Source organism: Pseudoalteromonas sp. MMG033, assembly GCF_057197785.1.
The window spans coordinates 4,495,323-4,516,693 of the sequence record NZ_CM170070.1; the positions used below are offsets into that span (position 1 = coordinate 4,495,323).

The 21,371-nt window shown below is 39.2% G+C and carries 15 protein-coding genes; 2 read left to right on the top strand and 13 right to left on the bottom strand.

Annotated features, from left to right (window positions below; translation table 11 throughout):
* Nucleotides 1–133: 133 nt before the first annotated feature.
* Complete coding sequence (locus AC2CZC_RS19580) at nucleotides 134–3,943, bottom strand: hypothetical protein (RefSeq protein ID WP_484583079.1); 3,810 nt, start codon at nucleotides 3,941–3,943, stop codon at nucleotides 134–136.
* Nucleotides 3,944–4,347: 404 nt separating this feature from the next.
* Between AC2CZC_RS19580 and AC2CZC_RS19585 the strand changes: the two genes are divergently transcribed.
* Entirely contained in the window at nucleotides 4,348–4,731 is a 384-nt protein-coding gene (locus tag AC2CZC_RS19585; protein WP_484583080.1) for a YybH family protein, read from the top strand.
* Between the two features lie 71 nt (nucleotides 4,732–4,802).
* Nucleotides 4,803–5,672: an RNA polymerase sigma factor gene (locus tag AC2CZC_RS19590; RefSeq protein WP_484583081.1), complete on the top strand. Its 870-nt coding sequence runs from the start codon at nucleotides 4,803–4,805 to the stop codon at nucleotides 5,670–5,672.
* A gap of 57 nt (nucleotides 5,673–5,729) precedes the next feature.
* Here the strand turns inward: AC2CZC_RS19590 and AC2CZC_RS19595 are convergent, their stop codons facing one another.
* The 12 genes from AC2CZC_RS19595 to AC2CZC_RS19650 all read right to left on the bottom strand — a co-directional run bounded on the left by AC2CZC_RS19595 (nucleotide 5,730) and on the right by AC2CZC_RS19650 (nucleotide 21,336).
* Nucleotides 5,730–6,335, bottom strand: a complete 606-nt coding sequence (locus AC2CZC_RS19595; RefSeq protein ID WP_484583082.1) for a hypothetical protein — start codon at nucleotides 6,333–6,335, stop codon at nucleotides 5,730–5,732.
* A gap of 161 nt (nucleotides 6,336–6,496) precedes the next feature.
* Complete coding sequence (locus AC2CZC_RS19600) at nucleotides 6,497–7,099, bottom strand: hypothetical protein (protein WP_484583083.1); 603 nt, start codon at nucleotides 7,097–7,099, stop codon at nucleotides 6,497–6,499.
* Nucleotides 7,100–7,343: 244 nt separating this feature from the next.
* Nucleotides 7,344–7,907 carry a nucleoside/nucleotide kinase family protein gene (locus AC2CZC_RS19605; RefSeq protein ID WP_211035964.1) on the bottom strand — a complete coding sequence of 188 codons (564 nt, stop codon included), beginning with the start codon at nucleotides 7,905–7,907 and terminating at the stop codon, nucleotides 7,344–7,346.
* Between the two features lie 140 nt (nucleotides 7,908–8,047).
* Complete coding sequence (locus tag AC2CZC_RS19610) at nucleotides 8,048–14,590, bottom strand: leucine-rich repeat domain-containing protein (protein WP_247686835.1); 6,543 nt, start codon at nucleotides 14,588–14,590, stop codon at nucleotides 8,048–8,050.
* 135 nt (nucleotides 14,591–14,725) lie between these two features.
* Nucleotides 14,726–14,830: an ATP-binding cassette domain-containing protein gene (locus tag AC2CZC_RS19615; RefSeq protein ID WP_211035970.1), complete on the bottom strand. Its 105-nt coding sequence runs from the start codon at nucleotides 14,828–14,830 to the stop codon at nucleotides 14,726–14,728.
* Between the two features lie 20 nt (nucleotides 14,831–14,850).
* Nucleotides 14,851–15,270 carry a hypothetical protein gene (locus tag AC2CZC_RS19620; RefSeq protein WP_211035973.1) on the bottom strand — a complete coding sequence of 140 codons (420 nt, stop codon included), beginning with the start codon at nucleotides 15,268–15,270 and terminating at the stop codon, nucleotides 14,851–14,853.
* A 3-nt stretch (nucleotides 15,271–15,273) separates the two neighbouring features.
* On the bottom strand, nucleotides 15,274–15,906 hold the full coding sequence (locus AC2CZC_RS19625; RefSeq protein ID WP_211035975.1) for a Vat family streptogramin A O-acetyltransferase: 633 nt from the start codon (nucleotides 15,904–15,906) through the stop codon (nucleotides 15,274–15,276).
* 21 nt (nucleotides 15,907–15,927) lie between these two features.
* Entirely contained in the window at nucleotides 15,928–16,461 is a 534-nt protein-coding gene (locus tag AC2CZC_RS19630; RefSeq protein ID WP_211035976.1) for an RNA 2'-phosphotransferase, read from the bottom strand.
* A gap of 71 nt (nucleotides 16,462–16,532) precedes the next feature.
* Nucleotides 16,533–16,823, bottom strand: coding sequence for a hypothetical protein (locus AC2CZC_RS19635; RefSeq protein ID WP_211035978.1), 291 nt, complete (start codon nucleotides 16,821–16,823; stop codon nucleotides 16,533–16,535).
* 106 nt (nucleotides 16,824–16,929) lie between these two features.
* A complete protein-coding gene (locus AC2CZC_RS19640) occupies nucleotides 16,930–17,820 on the bottom strand; it encodes a helix-turn-helix domain-containing protein (protein ID WP_211035987.1) in 891 nt (296 codons plus the stop codon).
* 86 nt (nucleotides 17,821–17,906) lie between these two features.
* Nucleotides 17,907–18,953 carry a S66 family peptidase gene (locus AC2CZC_RS19645; protein WP_484583084.1) on the bottom strand — a complete coding sequence of 349 codons (1,047 nt, stop codon included), beginning with the start codon at nucleotides 18,951–18,953 and terminating at the stop codon, nucleotides 17,907–17,909.
* A 196-nt stretch (nucleotides 18,954–19,149) separates the two neighbouring features.
* Entirely contained in the window at nucleotides 19,150–21,336 is a 2,187-nt protein-coding gene (locus tag AC2CZC_RS19650; protein WP_063363021.1) for an OsmC domain/YcaO domain-containing protein, read from the bottom strand.
* Nucleotides 21,337–21,371: the final 35 nt, after the last annotated feature.

Genomic DNA, 21,371 nt, shown 5'->3' on the forward strand with positions numbered 1-21,371 from the left:
AGTTTGAATTTTATAAATCTAATAGCAGAAATATTATTACATAGTTTAAAATTAGTTCATTGCACTTTTTGCATAATATAAAATAAAAAACGCCACTTATAAAAGTGGCGTTTCAATCTATTAAGAATAGCACTTAGTCAAAATAAGGGTGGTGATAACGTAAACGAAATTTATCTTGCTCTGTACACGTTTTTGTATTTTGGTACATACAAAATGTAATTCCGTCCACGGTGTTACTTTCTGGAACCACTTCTAACACATGTTCAAAGCCATCTTCCAGAGTTAAAAGTATTTTCCCATCCATAAGTGTATACTCAAACTCCCCTCGATTAGGTATATTCAAATAACGACTATAGTGATTAATATCTCCCGACCATACTTCACCGTTATTATCTAATAAGTTAAATTGAACATGAAAATCAGAAAAGCCGTCTTCAAAAGCTATCTCTTGCTTACGAAGCATTATCAGCTCTTTCTCATCAAATTGACTTTCTTTAATAAGGTATACATCATTTCCAATACGCGCTACCGGTGTATAAGTAATCGTTTCATATGTCGAGCACTGAGAAAGGTCATCGCACTGTCTCACATGACGCGCTAGATTATGATCATAATATAAACCCAATTTAAATAGACCATTTTCAAAGTAGCCTTGGGGTTCTGACGTTTTGACACTATGGTGTACTGTCATATCTTCATATATTTCCATAGTGCTATTGAAATCATTTAGCGCTTTATCAAGAGACTTGACGAACCATCTACCAACATACTCTTCCGATGTTAGCTCCAACGGTTGCGACTTTACCATGCTGCCAGTGGTACCATTATCGAACAGGCTGTATGGATAATGCTCACCATTCTCCATAATAAGGGCGTATTCCAAGTCATTACTTTCACTTATTAAAGTGAATCGCTCGACAGAAGCATCTGCATATACAATATAAAGCACGTTGCCACCAATGATAGACCAAGTGAACTCAGTGGTCTCACTGTTATCATGTAGCGCTTTTGCCCCAACACCATCAGCAAAACTGTAGCTATATAAAGACTGACCAACACTAACAATCCAGTCACCAATAATTGTTTCTACTGACGTTTTAATACCTTTATGGGCATCTACACGAAGAGCAAAAATTTCATCAGTTTTTATTGTATGTACAATTTGTCCATATTCATAAATATCGTGTGTTTTAGTTAGTACAATTTGCTCACCTTGATCTTTTACTTCCACTTTACTAAGGAGTCTAAAGTAGTAATCTTCAACGGGAACATTAATAGTGCTTGTTAGAAGAATATCTTCACCAGACACCTCTGCTTCCATGGTGTAGTAAGGGTCAAACGGACTCTTGAATTGAACAAAGCCATCAGACATTTCTTCTAGTATGTAATGTGATTGGTAGTCAGCATCAGTATTTAAAAAATAACTGGCTGTTTTTGGTAGGGCTTCATGGTTTGAATACCAAACTTGCTTATCGTCCTCACTACACCCTACTGTCGCCTCAAATAGACAAACTTCTATAAAGTCCGCTTCTTCTTTCAATAAAGAAATATGCATAAGTCTACCATCAGCTTCATATTGGATATGTCCATTAACGATGGACATTGGATAAATCTCATTATTCAAAGAAATAGTGCTGACCGCATCTATGCTATTAGGCTGCTCGATATTAACTTGCGGGTGGTAACCAAACTCTGACTCTACAAAAAACCTAGCGTGATCTGAGAGCATCACAGAGTTAAACTCAGAATATTCATAATCTGGTGTGTAAACATAGTGGAATATTCCTTCACCAGACATAAACTCCCAAGCGGTGTTAGGATATTCAATCACTTTGCGATAAACCAGATAATTGCCATCTTGCATTGCTAAGAACTCATATTCCATATGTGCACTCAGCTCACATTTCGATGTCAGTTGATAGCAAGTACGACCACCATTGCTTCCATCCCTGTACCACTGCCTGTAAAAACGATTATTATCCCACTTGCCATGAAGATATGGAGAACGCTCTGCAATACCAACTCTCGCGTCCAAGCGCTCGTTTATACGGAGCTGATGCGTTCTCTGAGCACGACCAATAAATCCAGTCCAACTTCCCTCGATGTCCTGTTGTGTCACTATCAAGTCATTCTGCTTAGCGACCATAAGCCCTGAAAAAGAGGTAGCTGATCCGCTTTGCATATTAAGCTCTTGGGCAACAAAATAATATCCAGCTACGGTAGGTTTAGTTAACCAAAACTGTAATTTCGTATCTTCTTCCTGTTCTTTGTAGTTAACCGTCAGTGATTGACCTTGCAATTCCCAAGTCGCATTTATCAATTGACCGTTTGAAGTAACACTACCATCTTCGTTAAACTGGTAACGTTTAATTGGTCTGTTTTCAGCAAAATGATCATTATCGTTCAACTCAATGAGCCAAGTTTTCCCCGTAAGCTCCTCAGCACTTAAACTCAGGGCTAGCTTCTTATCTCTTAATTTATAGGTTGTTAAGGTATTTAGCTCAGCATCAGGGTTCAACACACCATCGATAAACTCTTCAGCATGTGAGTTGACCTCTACAATACTAGACGATTGATTAGTATGTAATGTTTGTAGTGTTAACTTTGACGATTTACGTATAATTTGTTCATAGACAGGGTTACCGAGTTGATCCCTAACCTCTTCCCCCATTTCGTCAAGCTTACGTCTACTAGAGCGGTAAAGAATTGCAGGTTCACCAAGTTCAATTACAAATTCATTATTCAATAAACTAACTTCATTTACTGCCACTTTATTCTCAGCGACAAAGTTGCCCTGTCCATTTTCATCAAGCGATAAATGATACACAGGCAGGTTATAGTATCTTGGTTGATGTAACACAAACTCACCTTCAAGCGAAGGTAGCTGCTTGGAAACTAAGGTTTCATCTTCTAAGATTTGCTGCTTAACTTGTTCAAAATAAGCGTGCTCCTGTGACTTTATTACTTGTTCAAAAGAAGAAGAATGTGTCTTATCACTAACAAGCTCTAACGTCGAAGAGATCCCCTCTGGTAAGTCATATTTATCAGAATCAACTACCACTTTAATGATAGTTGCTAGATTTAGTAACTCCTCACCATCTATTTCCTGCAATGCATTGAGTAGGCTGCTATCATCAACTATTTCAATACCAGTACGTTGTAAAAGTGCATATTCAGCTGTTGTAACATTAGTCACATTTACTGAAAAGTTTTCGTCACTGGAGAGTATAAGATCATCTCCAGCCTGAACACGAAGCTCATCAAATGTTCCTAGCTGAGATACGAATTCAACTTCAGGCTGCTCATTGGAGCCCAAAGCAACGAGTTTAAGCATCTCATTAGTTGCGATTTCATCCACTTCAAGCGTTGCTTTATATTCACCAGCCTCATTCGCTTCGACTTCAACACGGTCACTTCCTGCAATAACTTGAACTGAGGCATATTTGATTGGGCTGTCAGTTACAACACCATGGAATGCCAAGCTTTTTGTTATACGACTAATCGACACTGCGTGTGTCTCTTGGACTAACTCACCATCATCGTCCGTTACTGAAACAGTAAAGTTAACCGTATCATCTTGGCTAATGTCTGGCACGGTAAATGTTGGATTGTCTTGCTCATCCAGCACCATTGCCAAATCTAAATTAGAGTCATGAGACCAATTAATCGACTTAATTTCGCCATCATCCTCTACTTTAAGTTCTAATCTAAAAGAGCTCTTTTCCTCAACTTGTTGAGGGCCTGAAATTAAAATGACTGGAGGTTTAGGGTCTGTATCAGGCGGTAAGAGGTCTTTATCTGGTTTTGACCCCTCTTCATTAGATGCTACTGATGAGTTAATTTTTGGTTTATCATTTGAGTCTGAACTACCACACCCAGTCAACATGATAGCCGCAATTGTAGATGCCAAAATGGGCATTTTAAATTTTTTTATTATGTACATATTTCAACCAACTAAGTTAAACTTAATACTTCCTGTTATTATTAACCTATTCGCAACACTGCAACGGAGAAATACTAACAAAACACATTTGAAAATAAAACAAAATAAAAACAGGCCACAATAAATACTAACAAAAAGCATTAGAAATAAAAAATAAACCGCTGATTTATATGCCATTTATTATATAAACAATAAAAATTAAAAAAATTTAATTATTATTTCCCATCATAATTTTTAAGCTAAAAAACATTTTTCCTGTCACACCTTGCATTTGGGTTTTGTCTAAATATATGTAGCTACTCAGCTTGACCTCTACTCCAATAATCATCAAGTAGAGGCTCATTACTTTAAAAACACCTAGACCAATAAGGTCTTTATAAAATAATTAATGCAAAGGATTTATTATGAACCATCAAGAATTAGATGTACTGGCAACGATTAAACGAATGACAAACGCTTTTAATCAAGGGGAGTTAGAAACTGTCATGGCACAATATGAAACTCAAGCAGCTGTGGCCTTTGAACCTAATCAATGGATACATTGTCGGAAAACGATTTCTGAATGCTTTAAAGAGGCACTCGCAATCAAACCAACATTTACATACCCAGACACACACAAAGTAACTATTGCTGGAGATATAGCCACACATACTGCAAACTGGGTTATGAACGCGATACTCCCTTCTGGGGAAGCAATACAAGAAAATGGCTTGTCGGTCGCAACGCTCAGAAAACAGGATAACGGTAATTGGCTTATCGTCATTGATAATCCACATGCCGACAAATAACCACACAATATAAAAATAATTAATGGGCTTCAAAATATGAAGCCTTTGTTCAAAAGAACAAGGATAAAAAAATGAACGCTCACTTGTCGCAGAAAAACTCACAAGAAATGTACACATTAATTCGCACCGCAGTAGATGGGGATAAAAATGCACTCGCTCAATTAATTGCCAGTATAAAAGATAAGATATTTAATTTGGCACTTCGCATGCTGGTAGACCACCAACAGGCCGAGGACATCACCCAAGATATTTTAATAAAAATAATGACCAATTTAAGTTCATTTCGTTTTGAGAGTAAATTCGAAACCTGGGTATATCGCGTAGCAGCAAACTACCTCATGAATAGCAACAAAGCCAGACGTGCTGAACTACAGTTATCGTTCGAGACTTTTAAAACAGATTTAGAGTCGGATTTAGAGCTTCCCAGTGAAGAATATACATCAAGGATGGATTACCAGGTTCTACTGAACGAACTTAGAATATCTTGCACTATGGCCATGCTATTATGCCTAAAGCCCAAAGCAAGGTTAGTATACATTTTGGGTGAGATCTTTGAGCTGGACCACGCACAATCTAGTGATATTTTAGCCTGCTCCCCTGCAACCTATCGTAAGCAGCTCCAGCGAGCTAGAAATGAAGTCGTCGAGTTTACCCAGCAAAGCTGCGGCCTTGTTAATAAACAAGCCCTGTGTCACTGCAGCAGAAAGTTACATGGTACCTGTAAAAGAGGATGTGTAAACCCAAGTAAACTGCGTTTTGCAAGCAACGGGCAAATCGATTTTATCGAAGTTGAAAAGCGCTTATCACATACAACAGACACTTTAAAAGCGCTGCTTTCTCAGCGTTCAATTCAAGCTTTCGAAAGCCCCGCATCTCTTAGCCATATCCTCAAACACACACTAGAGCAAGCAAAGTCTTATTATCAACAATCTCTGAATTAACATTATGCGATTTAGTTTTGTACTAAATCGCATAACTATCAAAGAGGTTTAGTCCAGTTAAATTCGTTTAACATTTTTGTCTTGGTTAAAAATAGTGAGGTTTAGTTCTTTCACTAATTTATCTAATTTGGGGTGGTTATCTTGATTCAAAATTGTTTTGTATATCCACGTATAATAAGGGTTGCTTTCAAGCAGCGCTCTTGCTTCACGTTCACCGACTAATGACGCCATCGCTCGGTACTCTAAATAACAGACGATTAAATGCGTCAGTGTGCCCCCTTCATCCCCGCTTCCCATCGGCCTTTTATATTCGACAACCGGAAACTCTCTTTTTATCGCACCGCGGAATTCATCAATGCTACCTTTCCCATTTAAAACCACATGCCAGTGAAACTGCTCATGAAGAAACGTGGAAAGTACTCTTATATCACTTTCTAAATAAGGCCTTGCCGTATTCATTGTAAGTATTGGATGACTGTGGGGTACCCTTGCCTTTTCATTGACTAATACCTTACTTGTATAAAGCCACTGCTTAATATCATATTCATCAATGAGTTTATTTAAGGCATTTTCTATTTTTATTTCTTTATCAGTTCCACTTGCCGTCTTTATTGAAATATTCGCATTGGATATAAATGGTAGAGTAAGTAAAAGTGCAAACATCGTGTTCTTTATCATTGTAAATCCTGTTTATTTTTTTATTTGCGCTAAAGGATACACACTTATTATAAACATAAGATGAATGATAATATAAGGAGGTTAGGATTGCGTATTTGTAATATGCATCAATACTCAATCCCTTATTCCACTATATGCTGTAAATGTTATTGACGCTTTTTCAGAACAAATGCGACCAGTAAAAATGCAACGCCCATTACCCCATTGGTATAAAAATCAAGAGATAAACCAGCTTCAAAGCTTTTAAGTAAGGCAACAATCAACATGAGTGCCCAGCAGCTGACAGGAACAAGTAATAAAAGTCCGATATTGCGAGTCGTACGTTCTACTAGGAATGCAACCGAGTTAAAAGCAAAAGATATCATCATGAACACCATAAATGCCCCAATCAAAACCGCAAACCCAGTTGATGGCCGACCAGTAATACCGTCTCCAAAAACCGATAAAACAAATATCCACATGGACGCAAGTACTAATGACGTCAGTGACATGACCGCAAAACATGCCCCGCCAATGGCAAGTTTACGAGCTTGGCTCACCGCTCTAGGGTAAAGTTTCAAAACACCCAATGTACAGGAGCCCAATGCGATAATTGCAGGCACTGCAGCCCATAGTAAAGACATCTGATAACCTGAAAAATGCCTCATCCACAAGCAAACTGTATTAATTAACATGCAGCACCCTGCTATCAAAAACAATCTCGTATCCCAACGTGTTGCGCAATGTCCTGTGTTATGTGTGTTCATCATCTTTTCTCCCACTGGTATTTAGTTAGTTACTAATCATCACATCCCGTGATTTGATGAGCTCAGTATGTGGGAAAAAATGGCCATAAGCGTTCTAATGGGCCCGTTCGGTCTTTTTATTACAAATATTTTCAGTAACTTATAGAGAAGGAAATTAACTAGATTGAAAACAACCGATTATCGATGTGCTCAAAGGGACGATATAAATTGAAAGAGTGACCTACATTTCACAGTGTATAAAACACAGTTAAGACTGAGAAATGCGCTGTCTAGCTAACCAGCGCTCGACGAGGTCAACAGTCTTTGAAAGAGGTAATACCCCAGTCACTGTCAAATCACAGGTATGACGAACTTGTTCAACCACATTTGCATAAATAGCGCTTAAATAGTCATCATAAACACAGAGATATTTTGATATGGCATTACGTGAATTAATATGTGGCGTATTGATATTTCTGGTGATCACACGGGACAAGCAAACTTCTAAAGACACATCGAGCAAAATAACATAGTCAATATACTTTGATATCTCAGCTCTACACCGACCAAAAGGCTCTTCTATAAAGACATAAGGCGCCCCACATGACAGTGTAAGCTCTTCAAGAGCTTTGATAAAAGCGGGCGTTTTAATCTCGTTGAGATTGACACCCGCTTTTAACCATGCCTTCATATCCTTAGGGTAAGTATGCGCGTTTGTGTACTCATCAAAAAGTAAATATGGGCAATTAAGCTTATCTGAGACAGCTTTTATTAGGGATGTTTTGCCACAGCCTGATGCTCCACTTATCGCGATTACTTGTGGGGTTATCATAATATTCCAATATAAACAGTGAAGGTTCGACCTGGATTAAACGCATGATAAAAAATAAAAGCACATAAAATGTGCTTTTATTAACCGAGCGTTTTTTTAAAAACTAAATCAGAGGTAAGGTATATTTATAGGCTCTATTATCAATTTATATCTGAGCACCTGTGTTTTCCTTCTATTTCTTCGCACTCAAAGGCCCAAATAAACGAGCTATTTTCTTGAAGGTACCGCTCAACCTGCTCGCTTCTTTGTGTTTCTGTTAAATTTAGACGAACCCGACCTGAAGCTTTTTCCCCTTGTAAAGTATCCAATGTATTACCGCTAAAGTAAATTTTACTATTATGTAAACCATAAGGCAGATTCAAAGTTGTTATCCTCGTATTATTTAGGCTTAATTTCTGTATACTTACCGGTATGTCAATTTGAGTGATGCGCGTATTATCAAGATACAACATTTGTAGATAGTCAAAACCGGTTGTATCAAATGAAGTCAATTGCGTATCATTTAATTTCAATCCCATAAAGTTAGGTTTGTTATTCAGCTCTAAACTACTTAAAGGGTTGCCTGATAAATATAGATGCCTAAGTCTGCCCAACTTTTCATCAGAAAAGTGATTAATCAGGTTATTATCCATATTAATCCAGTAAAGACTGCTGTTTTTTCCTTCGCCCACCAGTTTATAATCTGAAATTTCGTTGCCTTGTAATGCCAAGCTAAAAAGCTGTGATTCAACAGGGATCACAACTGACTTTATTTGGTTGTTGTTAGCAGACAAATGTTGCAAACCTAGTGCACCTGTTAAATCTAAAGATGTTAACTTAGAATTATCAATCTCTAAGTCATATAACTTTGGTAACTTCGAGAAATCTAACCAAGATATAAAAGTATTCCATGCATGTAAGAGATACAAATTGCTCTCATCGTTCACCGTCAAATTTTGCAGTGCGGATTCACTTGCGTATAAGTACTTTAAACGATTCAATCCTGTAATATCCAAGTCTGTAATTTGCGTTTTAACGGTGCGTAATGTAAATAAATTAACGTAGTTTGATAAGTCTAATTCCGTAATAGGCGTGTTATCTAAATAAAGAGTTGACAATTTATTTTGTTTGGTAACGCCCAGAATCTGCTGTAACTGGCTGTTTTTTGCATTGATTTCGTAAACGTTATTCGAGCCTGTCACATCAAGCACCTCTACATCACTATCAGAAATCTGTATCGACTGCAGGTGCTCATTGTTAACTACATTCAATTTACGCGGTCCCCCGTCAGCAATTGTAAGCCTTTTTAAAATCCCCTTTTCAGGCAAAATAAGAGAATTCAGATGATCATTTGACAATAATTCTAACGATGTCAGATCCGTTAGTTGAGACAAATCTAATTCATCAAGACCCACAGACTTCAGTTTTAACGCTTTCAAGTGCGTCATGCCTTCTAACTGAGCTTGAGATTGCTCACTAAAGTTCGATACATTCTCAAAAGTTAGTTTTGTCAAATATTCAAACTTATCCAGCTCGACTAAGCTATCCCACATGCTACTGCTATTGTCACACCGAAGCGAATCCATATATTCAATATGAGGATTAGAGAGGTTATTATATCTATTTACACAAGCGGCCAATGAGGGATCTATTATCCCCAATCGCTCAGATTGCACTTTTTCCCATGGCTTAAATTCAATATTGAGATGACAAGCCTGACTAAGCGTAGTGTTGTGAAATACTAAACCATCACCTGCTACATATTTTAAGCGTAAATCACACTCTCTGGGCTGCACGACATACATATCCTCCTCTGGTTCAACTTCCATTTCCAAAGGTTCATTATATAGCTGGTAGTCACCAATTAGGTTTGTATTAACTTGTCCGCCCTCGCTAGCCGTAATTTTAACTTCATATGAAGGAATTTCGTAACGCAAAAAGTGTTGATTTGACTCATTGCAACTTTCACCTTGGGCATAGCGGCAAACCCATATCCCATTTTGATTGCTATTTACAATTTCAACCCAGTAAGTAACATCATCAACTTCATGCTTTAGCTTTCCGGCTTCTAACGAAACTGGCACGTTAAAAGCCCCTTCAACGTCTAATTTAAGCCTCCTTGAATCCACATAAATACGCCAGTACCTCGTTAGTGCAGAATCAGTTTCATATAAATTAAAGTTGCCCAACATATGAGGTTCAAATTCTTTCAAAATAGGGTCAGCATCCAGTTCAACCTTAATCAATTTCGATTCATCATAATTACCATGACGTACCCATCTTCTATCTAATACATAGAGATACCTACGGTCTTGCCCTAAGACCTTATACTGTGCTAACGAACGCTCAATACAAAACTCACTTTGCAGATCACAAACAGGGTCAGAAATAAAAAACTTTTGATTAAACTTAACGCTTAGGTATAACGTATTCGCTTCCCACTTAGCTGATGCAGCCCCATTGAGGTTTGCCGTTATATAAGTACCATCAGGGTGTAACTCAAACCCTTTTTCTATAGTTCCATCTTTAAATCGCCACTTTCCAGAAATATCCAAAAAAGTATAATCACGATGTTTAAATAAAACACCGTTCCCATGCTGCAGCCAGCTACTATTATAGCCATTTGAAACTGAGTCTTTTACATATTCAATTAAGAATTGATAACCTAGGTCAGAAGAGTTTACCAATTTCAGCTCAGCAACATTGCCGTATTGCTCTTGAAACAGTCTAAGCTTTTTATCACTGGTAATTTCCCAAGATATTGCCTGTTCTCTGGGTGATCCTTTATTGTGGCCGGTAGAAATGACCCCTGTTTGGTCGTCGTTCAAGGTAATTTCAATATTTTGCGCTGTGTTTGAATATCTTGATTCTTTATAAAAACCATAGCTTAATGTCCAAGTCCCTATTACATCCTCAGGTGCAACATCTATCGCTTGAATATCTTTGCTATTAGTCAATAACACAGGTAAAGATTCATATGGCGTATGATTCTCACCCCCAACACCTTTCCAAACAAGGTAGACCCCACCGTCACGATAACTCAACTTAAAACCGGTTGCTGTGATATACTGACCATCCCCGACTCGGACCGTATAGCGGTTATGGGCTACATAGCGGCCATTAACAAAGGCGTATCGCTTTAGAAACTCAGCTTGATATTCAGATGTACTTGTTTGCTCAATAGTAAACTTAACTAGGTTGTTATTGGCATTCATAATACCAGTTCCATCAATGTTGAACTGAAAATACCAGCTATGTGGGATGTCTAACGCTGTATCCACAAACAGCATTTCACCGAAAAATGGCGGCTTCAACTCAAATGTAACATGAATATCACAGTCTGATACTGGCGCCATAACTGAATAGATAAAGCTCTGGTCATCTAGCTCTTCTAATGTACCCTCACACCCGCTTACCTCGCTGACAGTGTAGTCATCATCCGGCTGGAGTAATAGTTTAAAGCTCTCTTTGTATCCAAAAGCATTCACTGACGGCGTTACCTGTCCTACCCCTTCTTGCGTGATATTTATGTTAAGTGCAGGTTTTTTAAAAAAGAAGTATTCTGTATTTTGCTCTGTACAAATAGCACTATCAGTAAAGTGACAAAGAAAAATACCAGCATCATCTGAGCTAATAAGCTTAAAATACGATTGCTCGTCCGACTCTATATTGGTTAGCGACAGCAAGTCACCTTCACGGGAGATCCAGTATTTGTTAGCACCTATATACAGCGCATCGCCGCAGATGGTGTTATTGCTTGCTGTTGTGTGGCAGTGTCGTTTTCCCTGCAAGTGTGTAATTCCCTCAGCCGAGGTTTGATACAAACTCGGTCTACTGCCAAATACAAAGTAATGATTGTTATTTGAAATAAACGACTCTGTAAAAGAGCTGGTTTCCAACCCATCGTCACTTAATCTAAAAATATACACTTGACTGACAATGAAATTAGGAGACTCACCACGCAAGTCAATAGAAGAATACTCCACTGCAATTAAATCACCTTTGGTTGCAAGTAATTTAAACTCAAAATTGTGTTCTGTAATACATTGCTCTAAATTAATGTCACACTTTTCAACGTCCTTACCCGCAAATCTGTAATTGTGACGCATCAATTTACCATCTTGCATTCGCGCATAAACATCGCGTCTCCATCGGTATTGAAAGTCGTTATTTTCATCGACTAAAAATGATTCAGTCTCACCTTTTAATTTTTCAGGTGACCATGTTTTTACATAATTAATATCGTTAAAGTTAGTGCTTTGATTCTTCACTAATATGGCTGGAAAGACTTGTTTAGGTGCAAAAAATGAGTCTTGTTCCATCAATACTTGAAATCCAAGTTCAAACTCTCGTAAAACCGTGACTTTATAATTAGAGGACTCAAAGTAATAGTTCAATTGATTATTATTAAACGACCAGCGAATTCTGCTTGGGCTCTTTACAGACGTGACATCTGCAATGTTGTTCGCTAAAAATTCAATGCCTTTTGCATAGGCTATTCGTCTCTTGTATTGCATATTAATATGCCACTTACCTAAGAAATCAGACTCCGAATAAGTGGGTAGAGACGAGAATGGGGCAAAGTAGCCATGGAACCCACTTGCTTCTATTACAGGTTCATCAGTTTTTGTAACTGTACGCATAGATACGTCAGCTGAAAAAGTATCTTCGCTACTATTAAACAATGCCAATGAGATCTGATCCACTTGATAGTCAGGTCTGTAGTAACTGCCCGACTCATAAATATCCAGTGGCTGAGCTAAATTCAGTATAAGTTTGGCCCCTGCTTGTGACCAAGTAAACTCCCTTATCGCAGTTCCTTCTAAGCGACCAGTATTGTCATTGTCAAAAATTAACTTGGCTGTAAAACCATTAAAATGACTCAACTCAGATAAAACATAAGTACCATTAGGAATAAACTCAGCTTCCTGCATCAGCTGTTTATCTTTTTTGATATCTTGCCTGATTTGTTTGAATAAATCTGGATTTGACGACTTGAGCCGTCTAAGCATTTTTCTTGCTTTAGGTAAATCTTTCGCAAGATCAAGCGTCGAGTTAATACCATCAGGCAGCGCATGACCATGATCAATCACGGCTTTAACGACTGCCGCTAGCGACAACTTTTCATCAGGATCAATATTTTTTCTAGCATTATTCAAAGAAGCTTGATCTGATACCTCTATTCCAGCACCTTGGATCAGGCCATACTCAATGGTTGTCAGGTTCGTTACATTCACGCCAAAGACTTCTTCAGAGTTTAAAACACCATCGTCGCCAGCAGCTATCGTAAGCTCGCCGGCCTCACCAAGCAATGAGATTAACTCAACATGGCTTTGTGCATTAATGCCAGTAGCATGAATCGTCGTCATTGCATTAACCTGCGACTCATCGATATTTACGTCGATTGTATATTCGCCAGCACTATTTGCTTGTGTTAGAAATTTCTCAGTGCCGATTTGAACTTCTACGTTTGCATGTCCAATTGGCTCATCCGTGATGGTACCGGCTAACGTCAGCTGGTGTTTAATCGCCTTAATCGTCGCGTCAAAAGTAGCTTGGCTATTGCCACCTTGGTTGTCAGTTACATTCAAGGTGAAAGTGACAGGTAAGTCTTCTTGTATATCATGACTTTGCACATTTAAAACTGCGCTATTTAAACCTGAAAGTTGCAACTCTGCGGGGCCATTATGTTGCCATTGATAACTTTCGATATGGCCATCATTGTCTTGCGCCTCACCTTGCAAAGTGAAGGCTTGTTTTTCTAGGATTGTTGACTGCCCAGAGATTATTTGCACCACGGGTTTTTGATTAGGTAAAGGCGTTAACGAAAGCGAAACTTGTGCTTTTGCAATAGCACCTTCATTATCCGTAACGCTCACCTCTAAGGTCACTTGGCTGTTTGACGAAATATCAGTCGTTTCAACGGTTAACTGAGCACTATTTTCTCCACTCACCAAAATTGGGGCGTCATTAGGGTAGTGCCACTGATAATTAGCGACTAAGCCATCTTGATCTGCTGCGATAGCTGTTAAGACTTCTTTTTCTCCCTCTTGCAGGCTAGTGCTTCCCGTGATTGATACTGTGGGTGCGCTATTTTCTGGCGCAACGATGGTAACTGCATGCGTAGCGGTTGCCTCCAGCCCAGAACCATCAACAACAGTTACGGTAAAAGTGACTTCAATATCACTATCAATATCATCGCTAGAGACTACCAATTCAGCGCTTTTTTCACCGCTGATATTTAGAGTATGCCCATTCGCTTCATATACCCATTGATAGTTTACAACGGCTTTATCATCAGAAGCATTTGCCAAAAGCGTAAACTCAGTTTGCGCCAGCACCGCTTCTTCGCCTGAGATTTCTACCTGTGGAGGCTCATTGCTAATACTATCTGGCGGTGTGGGATCCGGCGTATCTATTGAATCCGGCGTATCTATTGAATCCGGCGTATCTGTTGAGTCCGGTGTATCTGTTGAGTCCGGCGTATCTGTTGAGTCCGGCGTATCTGTTGAGTCCGGCGTATCTGTTGAGTCCGGCGTATCTGTTGAGTCCGGCGTATCTGTTGAGTCCGACGTATCTGTTGAATCCGGCGTACTAATTGAACCCGACTCAGTTGAATTTCCATCGCCCCCGCCGCCACATGCTGACAGCGTAAACATACAAAAGAACAAAATAAAAACATGTACTAATAAATGTCTATTCACCTTAAACTTCCTTGACTGTACCAAATTTAAACACAGGAGAATACTACACTAAACAAGTTTTTTATCAAAATCTTATATATTACTCACAAATAAAACGTTAATTACTTCATATATACAAAAAGTCCTCTTTACTATTCAAAGTAAATATGGGCAATTAAGCTTATCTGAGACAGCTTTTATCAGGGATGTTTTGCCACAGCCTGATGCTCCAATTATCGCAATAACCCGTGTTTTTAGCATTTAACAATCCATACCGCATATTAATGTTTGGCAAATAATTTACAGCGCCATGTAAGCCCAACCATGACTATTGCCAGCAAATTAACGGTGATAGAAAAAGCATCAAAATTAAATGATGCCCCGATGGCAGAATATGGATTCAATCCGATACTCGACTCACCCCATTTGACTGTTGCTATTTGCAGTAAACAAAGAACTAATATTGGTTTTATCATTCGTAAAGGGGTATATTTCCAGCGATATAAAATGTATACATATAACCCCACTAAAAAAGCCATATAACCTGCTTTAATATAACCCGTTATATTAATAAAACTATCGCTCTCTGTTACAAATAAAATTAAGGTAACTAGACTTAATAAGGCCGTTATTGCAAGTAATACAAAATTTGATTTGTAACTTTTTAATTTTTTAAGCCGGCCTTCAACTTCTAACTGCATGACTTACTTTGCCCTTTTTAACGTCTCTAAATCATTGCCAACGATGGCATCTAGGTGCTCAGTCACCTTTTCTACTGGCCAATTCCACCACGCAATATCTTGAAGCATATCGACTGCGTCTTGCTCAAAGCGCATTTTAATCACCTTGGCTGGATTTCCTCCAACAATACTGTATGGAGGCACGTCTTGGGTAACCACCGACTTGCTAGCAATAATGGCCCCATTACCGATTTTAACCCCCGGCATAATGGTAGATTCATACCCAATCCAGACATCATTGCCTATTTCTGTATCGCCTTTGAAAGGTAACTCACCATCCTTCGGCATGACTTTCTCCCAGCCATTGCCAAAAATTTGAAAAGGATAAGTCGAAAAGCCTGACATTTTATGATTCGCGCCATTCATAATAAACTTCACGCCAGTGGCAATTGCACAATATTTGCCAATATTTAGTTTATCGCCAATAAAATCGAAGTGATATAAAACGTTCTTCTCAAAGTTTTCAGGCCCCTCAGGGTCATCGTAGTAAGTGAAATCGCCAACATTGATATTGTCTGATGTGATAAAGTTTCTTAAAAAACCTACTTGAGGAAAGCCCGCTAACGGATGTTTGTTATTTGGATTTGGTCCTGTCAAAAGTTCTTCCTTACTGTGTTGTTATAGATCAAAATGTAGTTTTTCTGGTGGTACATGTTCAACCAACCAGACTTGATTTTGCGTTTTGTAAAATTTTACACCTTGTATATGCATTGCTTTGGTATCAATGCCCAGTAAAATTGCCTTGCCGTAACGCCTACCGACTTTCATTGCCGAGTCTTTCGACTCTGTCAAATGCACATGGTGCCTTTGACCTTTTATCAAGCCGGTCTCTTTTATTGACTCAATAAATCGACTTGCAGTGCCATGAAATAAGATATCAGGAGGTATGGTGGCTTCTAATGCCAGATCAACATCAATCGAGTGCCCTTGGTTAGCGCGTATCATTTTGCCATCTTCGCTGATGGCAAAGCGCTGTTTATCATTAGCATCAACAATCGATTGAATAAGTTCTAGAGATAAAGCGTGTTCATGAGAGTTATTGATTAAATCATCGATTAAGGCCCAGCCTTGATTATTTAATTGAAGATTTGCTAGCCCCGGCTTATGTCGTAAAACTAGACTTAGGTATTTAGATATTTTTTTATTATTCATCAGTGCTTAATTTATCCTAATTACGAGGATAAATTAAGCACTATTTTATAAAATATTAATTGAAAATTACCTCAGTAATGACTTAGCTGAAGATATCTAATCGTTGGCGGAACCGACATAAACGATTTAAGCTGCTCTAAGACGCCGTTATCACTAATGAATTGCATGTATTTTTGATGATGAGAAACACTTTGCCAGTCTTCATCAATTACCATCACAGCGCTTTGCTCATCAAAACTGATGCTGACTCGCTCACACCCCAAAAAACCTCGTACAGTAGGTACATTGGCCAATAAAAACGTGTCTAATTCACCAGTTTTACCCTGTGTCAGGTTACACTCTATCACTACTTTTATAGACATACTCGCTCCGATTTATGAAAGTGGTTGTGAGTATATCTATGACGAAATTATTGAATGCTGCTAACACAAAAAAATGCCGTTTTTCGGTCAAAGCCGACTTTTTCGGTTAAAACTTAATACCATCTTGCTTTGGCGTTTCACCAAACTGGCTTTTATACGCTTTAATAAAGTGAGAAATATTGGTGTACCCTACTTCTAATGCGATATCTGTGATGGATAAATTCCCTTGCTCAACCAATGTTTTTGCATACATCACCCGTTGCTTGATGAGCCATTGCTTAGGCGGCTCGTTAAACAACTGTTTAAAATCTCTTTGAAAGCCAGAAACACTGCGGCCAGATAGTTTCGCGATATCTGCAACTGAAAACTTTAACACTGCTTTATTCTCCAGTAACCTCTTGAGGTTTCTTCTCGCTGGTAGAGAATGATCGGCAATATTCAAAATCGAGACTAGCTCATCGCCCAGTACGTGTAGCAATAGGTGCAATAGCTCAGTGAGTTTAAGATTTAATATAGGCGTGATATCTATCCCCTCATCTACACACATGCTCAGCTGTTCAAAATAGCCACTGATCAAACTATGCTCCATGTGTACTGAAGGATTAATTTGCTTCTGCCCTTTTGGCATCATGAGCTGATTAGAAAATATAAACTGCTCGATAATGCTCCTATCAAAAAACACCAACCAAGCCTTTAAATTTTGCGCACTGTGTACAAAATCAGAGTGCAAGTTTTGCCCCTGACAGAGCAAAACTGACTGCCCACTACTGAGCTCAATAGCTTGATTATCCCAACAGGTGAGTGTCTCTGCGCCAGCCTCCACATAGACTAAGCAAAGCTGGTTAGTATAAAACTCGATATCAAGTAAGTTCTGCTCTAAGTCTTTGCTATAAATAGCCGAGCCGTTCAATGCAGCCAGCTTGCACACATCAGAAAGTGCCCCTAATGCCTGTGGGATCACCAATATATTCTGCTGACAATAGTTTGCCGTATTCATCCTTGCCGCCTTATAACCTTGAAAAATGACAAATAAGTTACATGCAGCTAATTTAGACTATTTTACTACGGTTAGTGAAGTACGATTTAAGAATTAAACGCACTTCCCAATAATTTAATTTGCTTGGCTTTTACATCAATCTGTAAATCACAACCCAGCGGTAAAATCACCTGAGGATCTGTATGTCCAAAGTCCAAATTGGTGACAATCGGCAAGCTATGGCACTCAAACTCTTCTCGAACAACAGACATAATCACCTCATCCAACTGTGCTTTTTCATCTGCATTGTAATCCCGAGCACGACCGACCAATAACCCAGATAATTGTTCAAATACGCCCATCACACCATAATTGCGCAACCAGTATTTCACATAGTCAAGGGAAGGTTTCTCTTGGGAGGTCTCTAGAAATAACACTTTGCCTTGCCAAAAATCAGCAGCAGGCCAAAACTGCGTACCTTTTAACATTTCGAGTACTTCAATACAGCCACCAAAGAGCAGCCCAGACACTTTGTCTGTATCAGCCAAATTACCACCAAAAAACCTTGGCCCAACATTCTTTTGTATCGGGTTTAGTTGACCAGCTGTTGAAGCGTCTGACCAATCTGGATACCCGTCATAAAAATGCGAAAACGTTGGCAAGATTGCGTCCACAAGTTCACCATACAAAAACGCTTTAACGTACGCTCGATACTCGTCAGACAGATTGTGCAGCTGAGCAAATCCCGCCATAACGGACGGCCCATTAAATGTTACTAAGCCTAACTGATTCAAAAACACTGACACCGCAGAAAAGTCAGAGTAACCCATAAATAACTTGGGATTCGCTTGAATAATTTCAGGGTCTAAATACTTCAGTATACGCGCAGCGTCTTCTCCACCAATCAATGAAATAATGCCGTGCACATTATCATCTGCAAAGGCGTGATTAATATCTTCCGCTCGGGCTTTTGGGTTCTCAAAAACGTCATTAGCACTCATTTTAGTCGTCGGGTACTCAAGGATATTAAACCCCATTTCAGTGAGGTTTTTAATTCCCATTTGATAGATATGCGGAAAAACGCAAGACAGCCCAGCGGATGGTGCCAAGATGGCAATATTACTGCCTTTTTGTAACGGCTTTGGCTTAATCATTCACATCCCTTTTAATCTGTAAACTTCAATATACTGTCTATCTTAATCAGTTGACTAGGTAAAGGGAACAGCCATCGTAATAGATGAAATGGTCAGTGTAAAAGCACAAGCCAATACTAAATAAAAGGAGATAAGATTATGGTTAAAGGTGAGATGTAAAAGCCCTAAACTGAGTTAGGGCTTTTTAATATTTAGCTTATTTATTCGCTGCGATGGCTGCACGCGCTTTGTGCAGCTTGGTATAGCTTTCAATCAGTTTAAGGTGCTTATCTAGACCTTCTAACTGCGTGTTTGTCTCTGTTAAGCCGTAAAACTTCACGTCACCATTGATTGAGCCAATCACATTGTCCATGTTTTCCTGTCCAAACATGCGAGTCAGGTTATGAATATAGTCTTCAATCTCTAGCTCTTCATCTAGGGCGATTTCAAGCACTGTGTGCATCGCTTGATAGAAGAGTCCACGCTCAACTGTGTTGTCGTTGTATTGAAGGAAAGACTCAACCAAGTCCATAGTTTCTTCTAAGTCACCTAACGCCAAGTAAATCAGCAATTTCAGCTCTAGGATGGTTAGCTGACCCCAGACTGTATTTTCGTCAAACTCAATACCGATCAAGGTGATAATATCTGTGTAGTTATCTAGCTGGCTCTCTTCTAAACGATTCACCAGATCCGCCAACTCTTCATCAGACAGTCTGTGTAAGTTAAGAATATCTTCACGGTACTGCAGTGCTTTATTGGTGTTATCCCAAATAAGATCTTCAGCTGGATATACTTCTGAATAGCCCGGTACAAGAATACGGCAAGCCACACCTAAGTCTGTAAACTCAGCAATATATGCTTCTTTACCAAGATCTTTTAAAATACCGAATAGCTTGTCGCACTCTTCTTCGTTTGTGCCAGAGAAATCCCACTCAACAAAGTCATAGTCTTTCTTCGCACTAAAGAAGCGCCATGAGATCACACCGGTTGAATCAATAAAGTGCTCAACAAAGTTTTCTGGCTCAGAGACTGCCATGCTGTTAAAAGTTGGACGAGGTACATCGTTTAAGCCCTCGAAACTGCGACCTTGCAGTAGCTCAGTTAAACTGCGCTCCAACGCAACTTCTAAACTTGGATGTGCACCAAATGACGCAAATACGCCCCCTGTTTTTGGATTCATCAGCGTCACACACATCACTGGGAACTGACCGCCTAATGACGCATCTTTGACCACTACTGGGAAGCCTTGCGCTTCAAGCCCCTTGATACCGTCTACGATACCTGGGTATTTAGCAAGCACCTCTTCAGGTACATCTGGTAATACAATTTCTTGTTCTATAATTTGCTTTTTAACTGCACGCTCAAAGATTTCAGACAAACACTGTACCTTGGCTTCTGCCATGTTGTTGCCCGCACTCATGCCGTTACTTAAGAACATGTTTTCAATAAGGTTTGACGGGAAGTAAACCGTTTCACCATCTGAGTGACGCGTATATGGAATTGAGCAAATACCACGCTCAACATTACCAGAGTTTGTATCTATCAGGTTTGAGCCCTTCAATTCGCCCTCTGCGTCATATACATCGCGCGTGTATTCGTCCAAAATCTCGCTCGGTAATTCATCGTTTGGACCCGGCTTAAACCACTTTTCATTTGGATAGTGTACAAAGTCGCTGTTTGCGATTTCTTCACCGAAAAATTGGTCATTGTAGAAGAAGTTGCAGTTCAAACGCTCGATAAATTCACCCAGAGCAGAGCAAAGTGCGCTTTCTTTCGTTGCACCTTTACCGTTGGTGAAACACATTTGCGACGCCGCATCTCTGATATGCAGTGACCACACATTTGGTACGATATTTCGCCATGACGCCACTTCAATCTTCATACCCAAATCAGACAGAATACCCGTCATATTGGCAATCGTTTGCTCTAATGGCAGATCTTTACCAAGAATGAATGTATTAGCATCTTGCTCAGGGTTCACCATCAACATAGCTTGCGCATCATCATCTAGGCTTTCAACATCTTCAATTTGAAAATCAGGGCCCGTTTGAATGACCTTTTTCACCGTACAACGGTCGATTGAACGTAGGATACCCTTTCTGTCTTTTTCAGAAATGCTCTCAGGAAGCTCAACTTGGATCTTAAAGATTTGGTTGTAGCGGTTTTCTGGGTCAACAATGTTGTTTTGCGATACGCGAATGCCGTCTGTAGGGATATCACGAGATACGCAGTAAACCTTCACGAAGTAAGCCGCACAAAGTGCTGATGAAGCTAAGAAATAATCGAATGGGCTCGGTGCAGAACCATCACCTTTATAACGGATCGGCTGATCGGCAATGACACTAAAATCGTCAAACTTAGCTTCAAGTCTAAGGTTGTCGAGAAAATTAACTTTAATTTCCATTGAATTCTTCCACAGTTTTGTGCAGCTGCTCGGAA

Bases quoted from the DNA above. Each gene is read 5' to 3' on its own strand.
- AC2CZC_RS19580 (WP_484583079.1), bottom strand. From the start codon at position 3,943: ATGTACATAATAAAAAAATTTAAAATGCCCATTTTGGCATCTACAATT.
- AC2CZC_RS19585 (WP_484583080.1), top strand. From the start codon at position 4,348: ATGAACCATCAAGAATTAGATGTACTGGCAACGATTAAACGAATGACA.
- AC2CZC_RS19590 (WP_484583081.1), top strand. From the start codon at position 4,803: ATGAACGCTCACTTGTCGCAGAAAAACTCACAAGAAATGTACACATTA.
- AC2CZC_RS19595 (WP_484583082.1), bottom strand. From the start codon at position 6,335: ATGTTTGCACTTTTACTTACTCTACCATTTATATCCAATGCGAATATT.
- AC2CZC_RS19600 (WP_484583083.1), bottom strand. From the start codon at position 7,099: ATGATGAACACACATAACACAGGACATTGCGCAACACGTTGGGATACG.
- AC2CZC_RS19605 (WP_211035964.1), bottom strand. From the start codon at position 7,907: ATGATAACCCCACAAGTAATCGCGATAAGTGGAGCATCAGGCTGTGGC.
- AC2CZC_RS19615 (WP_211035970.1), bottom strand. From the start codon at position 14,830: ATGCTAAAAACACGGGTTATTGCGATAATTGGAGCATCAGGCTGTGGC.
- AC2CZC_RS19620 (WP_211035973.1), bottom strand. From the start codon at position 15,270: ATGCAGTTAGAAGTTGAAGGCCGGCTTAAAAAATTAAAAAGTTACAAA.
- AC2CZC_RS19630 (WP_211035976.1), bottom strand. From the start codon at position 16,461: ATGAATAATAAAAAAATATCTAAATACCTAAGTCTAGTTTTACGACAT.
- AC2CZC_RS19635 (WP_211035978.1), bottom strand. From the start codon at position 16,823: ATGTCTATAAAAGTAGTGATAGAGTGTAACCTGACACAGGGTAAAACT.
- AC2CZC_RS19640 (WP_211035987.1), bottom strand. From the start codon at position 17,820: ATGAATACGGCAAACTATTGTCAGCAGAATATATTGGTGATCCCACAG.
- AC2CZC_RS19645 (WP_484583084.1), bottom strand. From the start codon at position 18,953: ATGATTAAGCCAAAGCCGTTACAAAAAGGCAGTAATATTGCCATCTTG.
- AC2CZC_RS19650 (WP_063363021.1), bottom strand. From the start codon at position 21,336: ATGGAAATTAAAGTTAATTTTCTCGACAACCTTAGACTTGAAGCTAAG.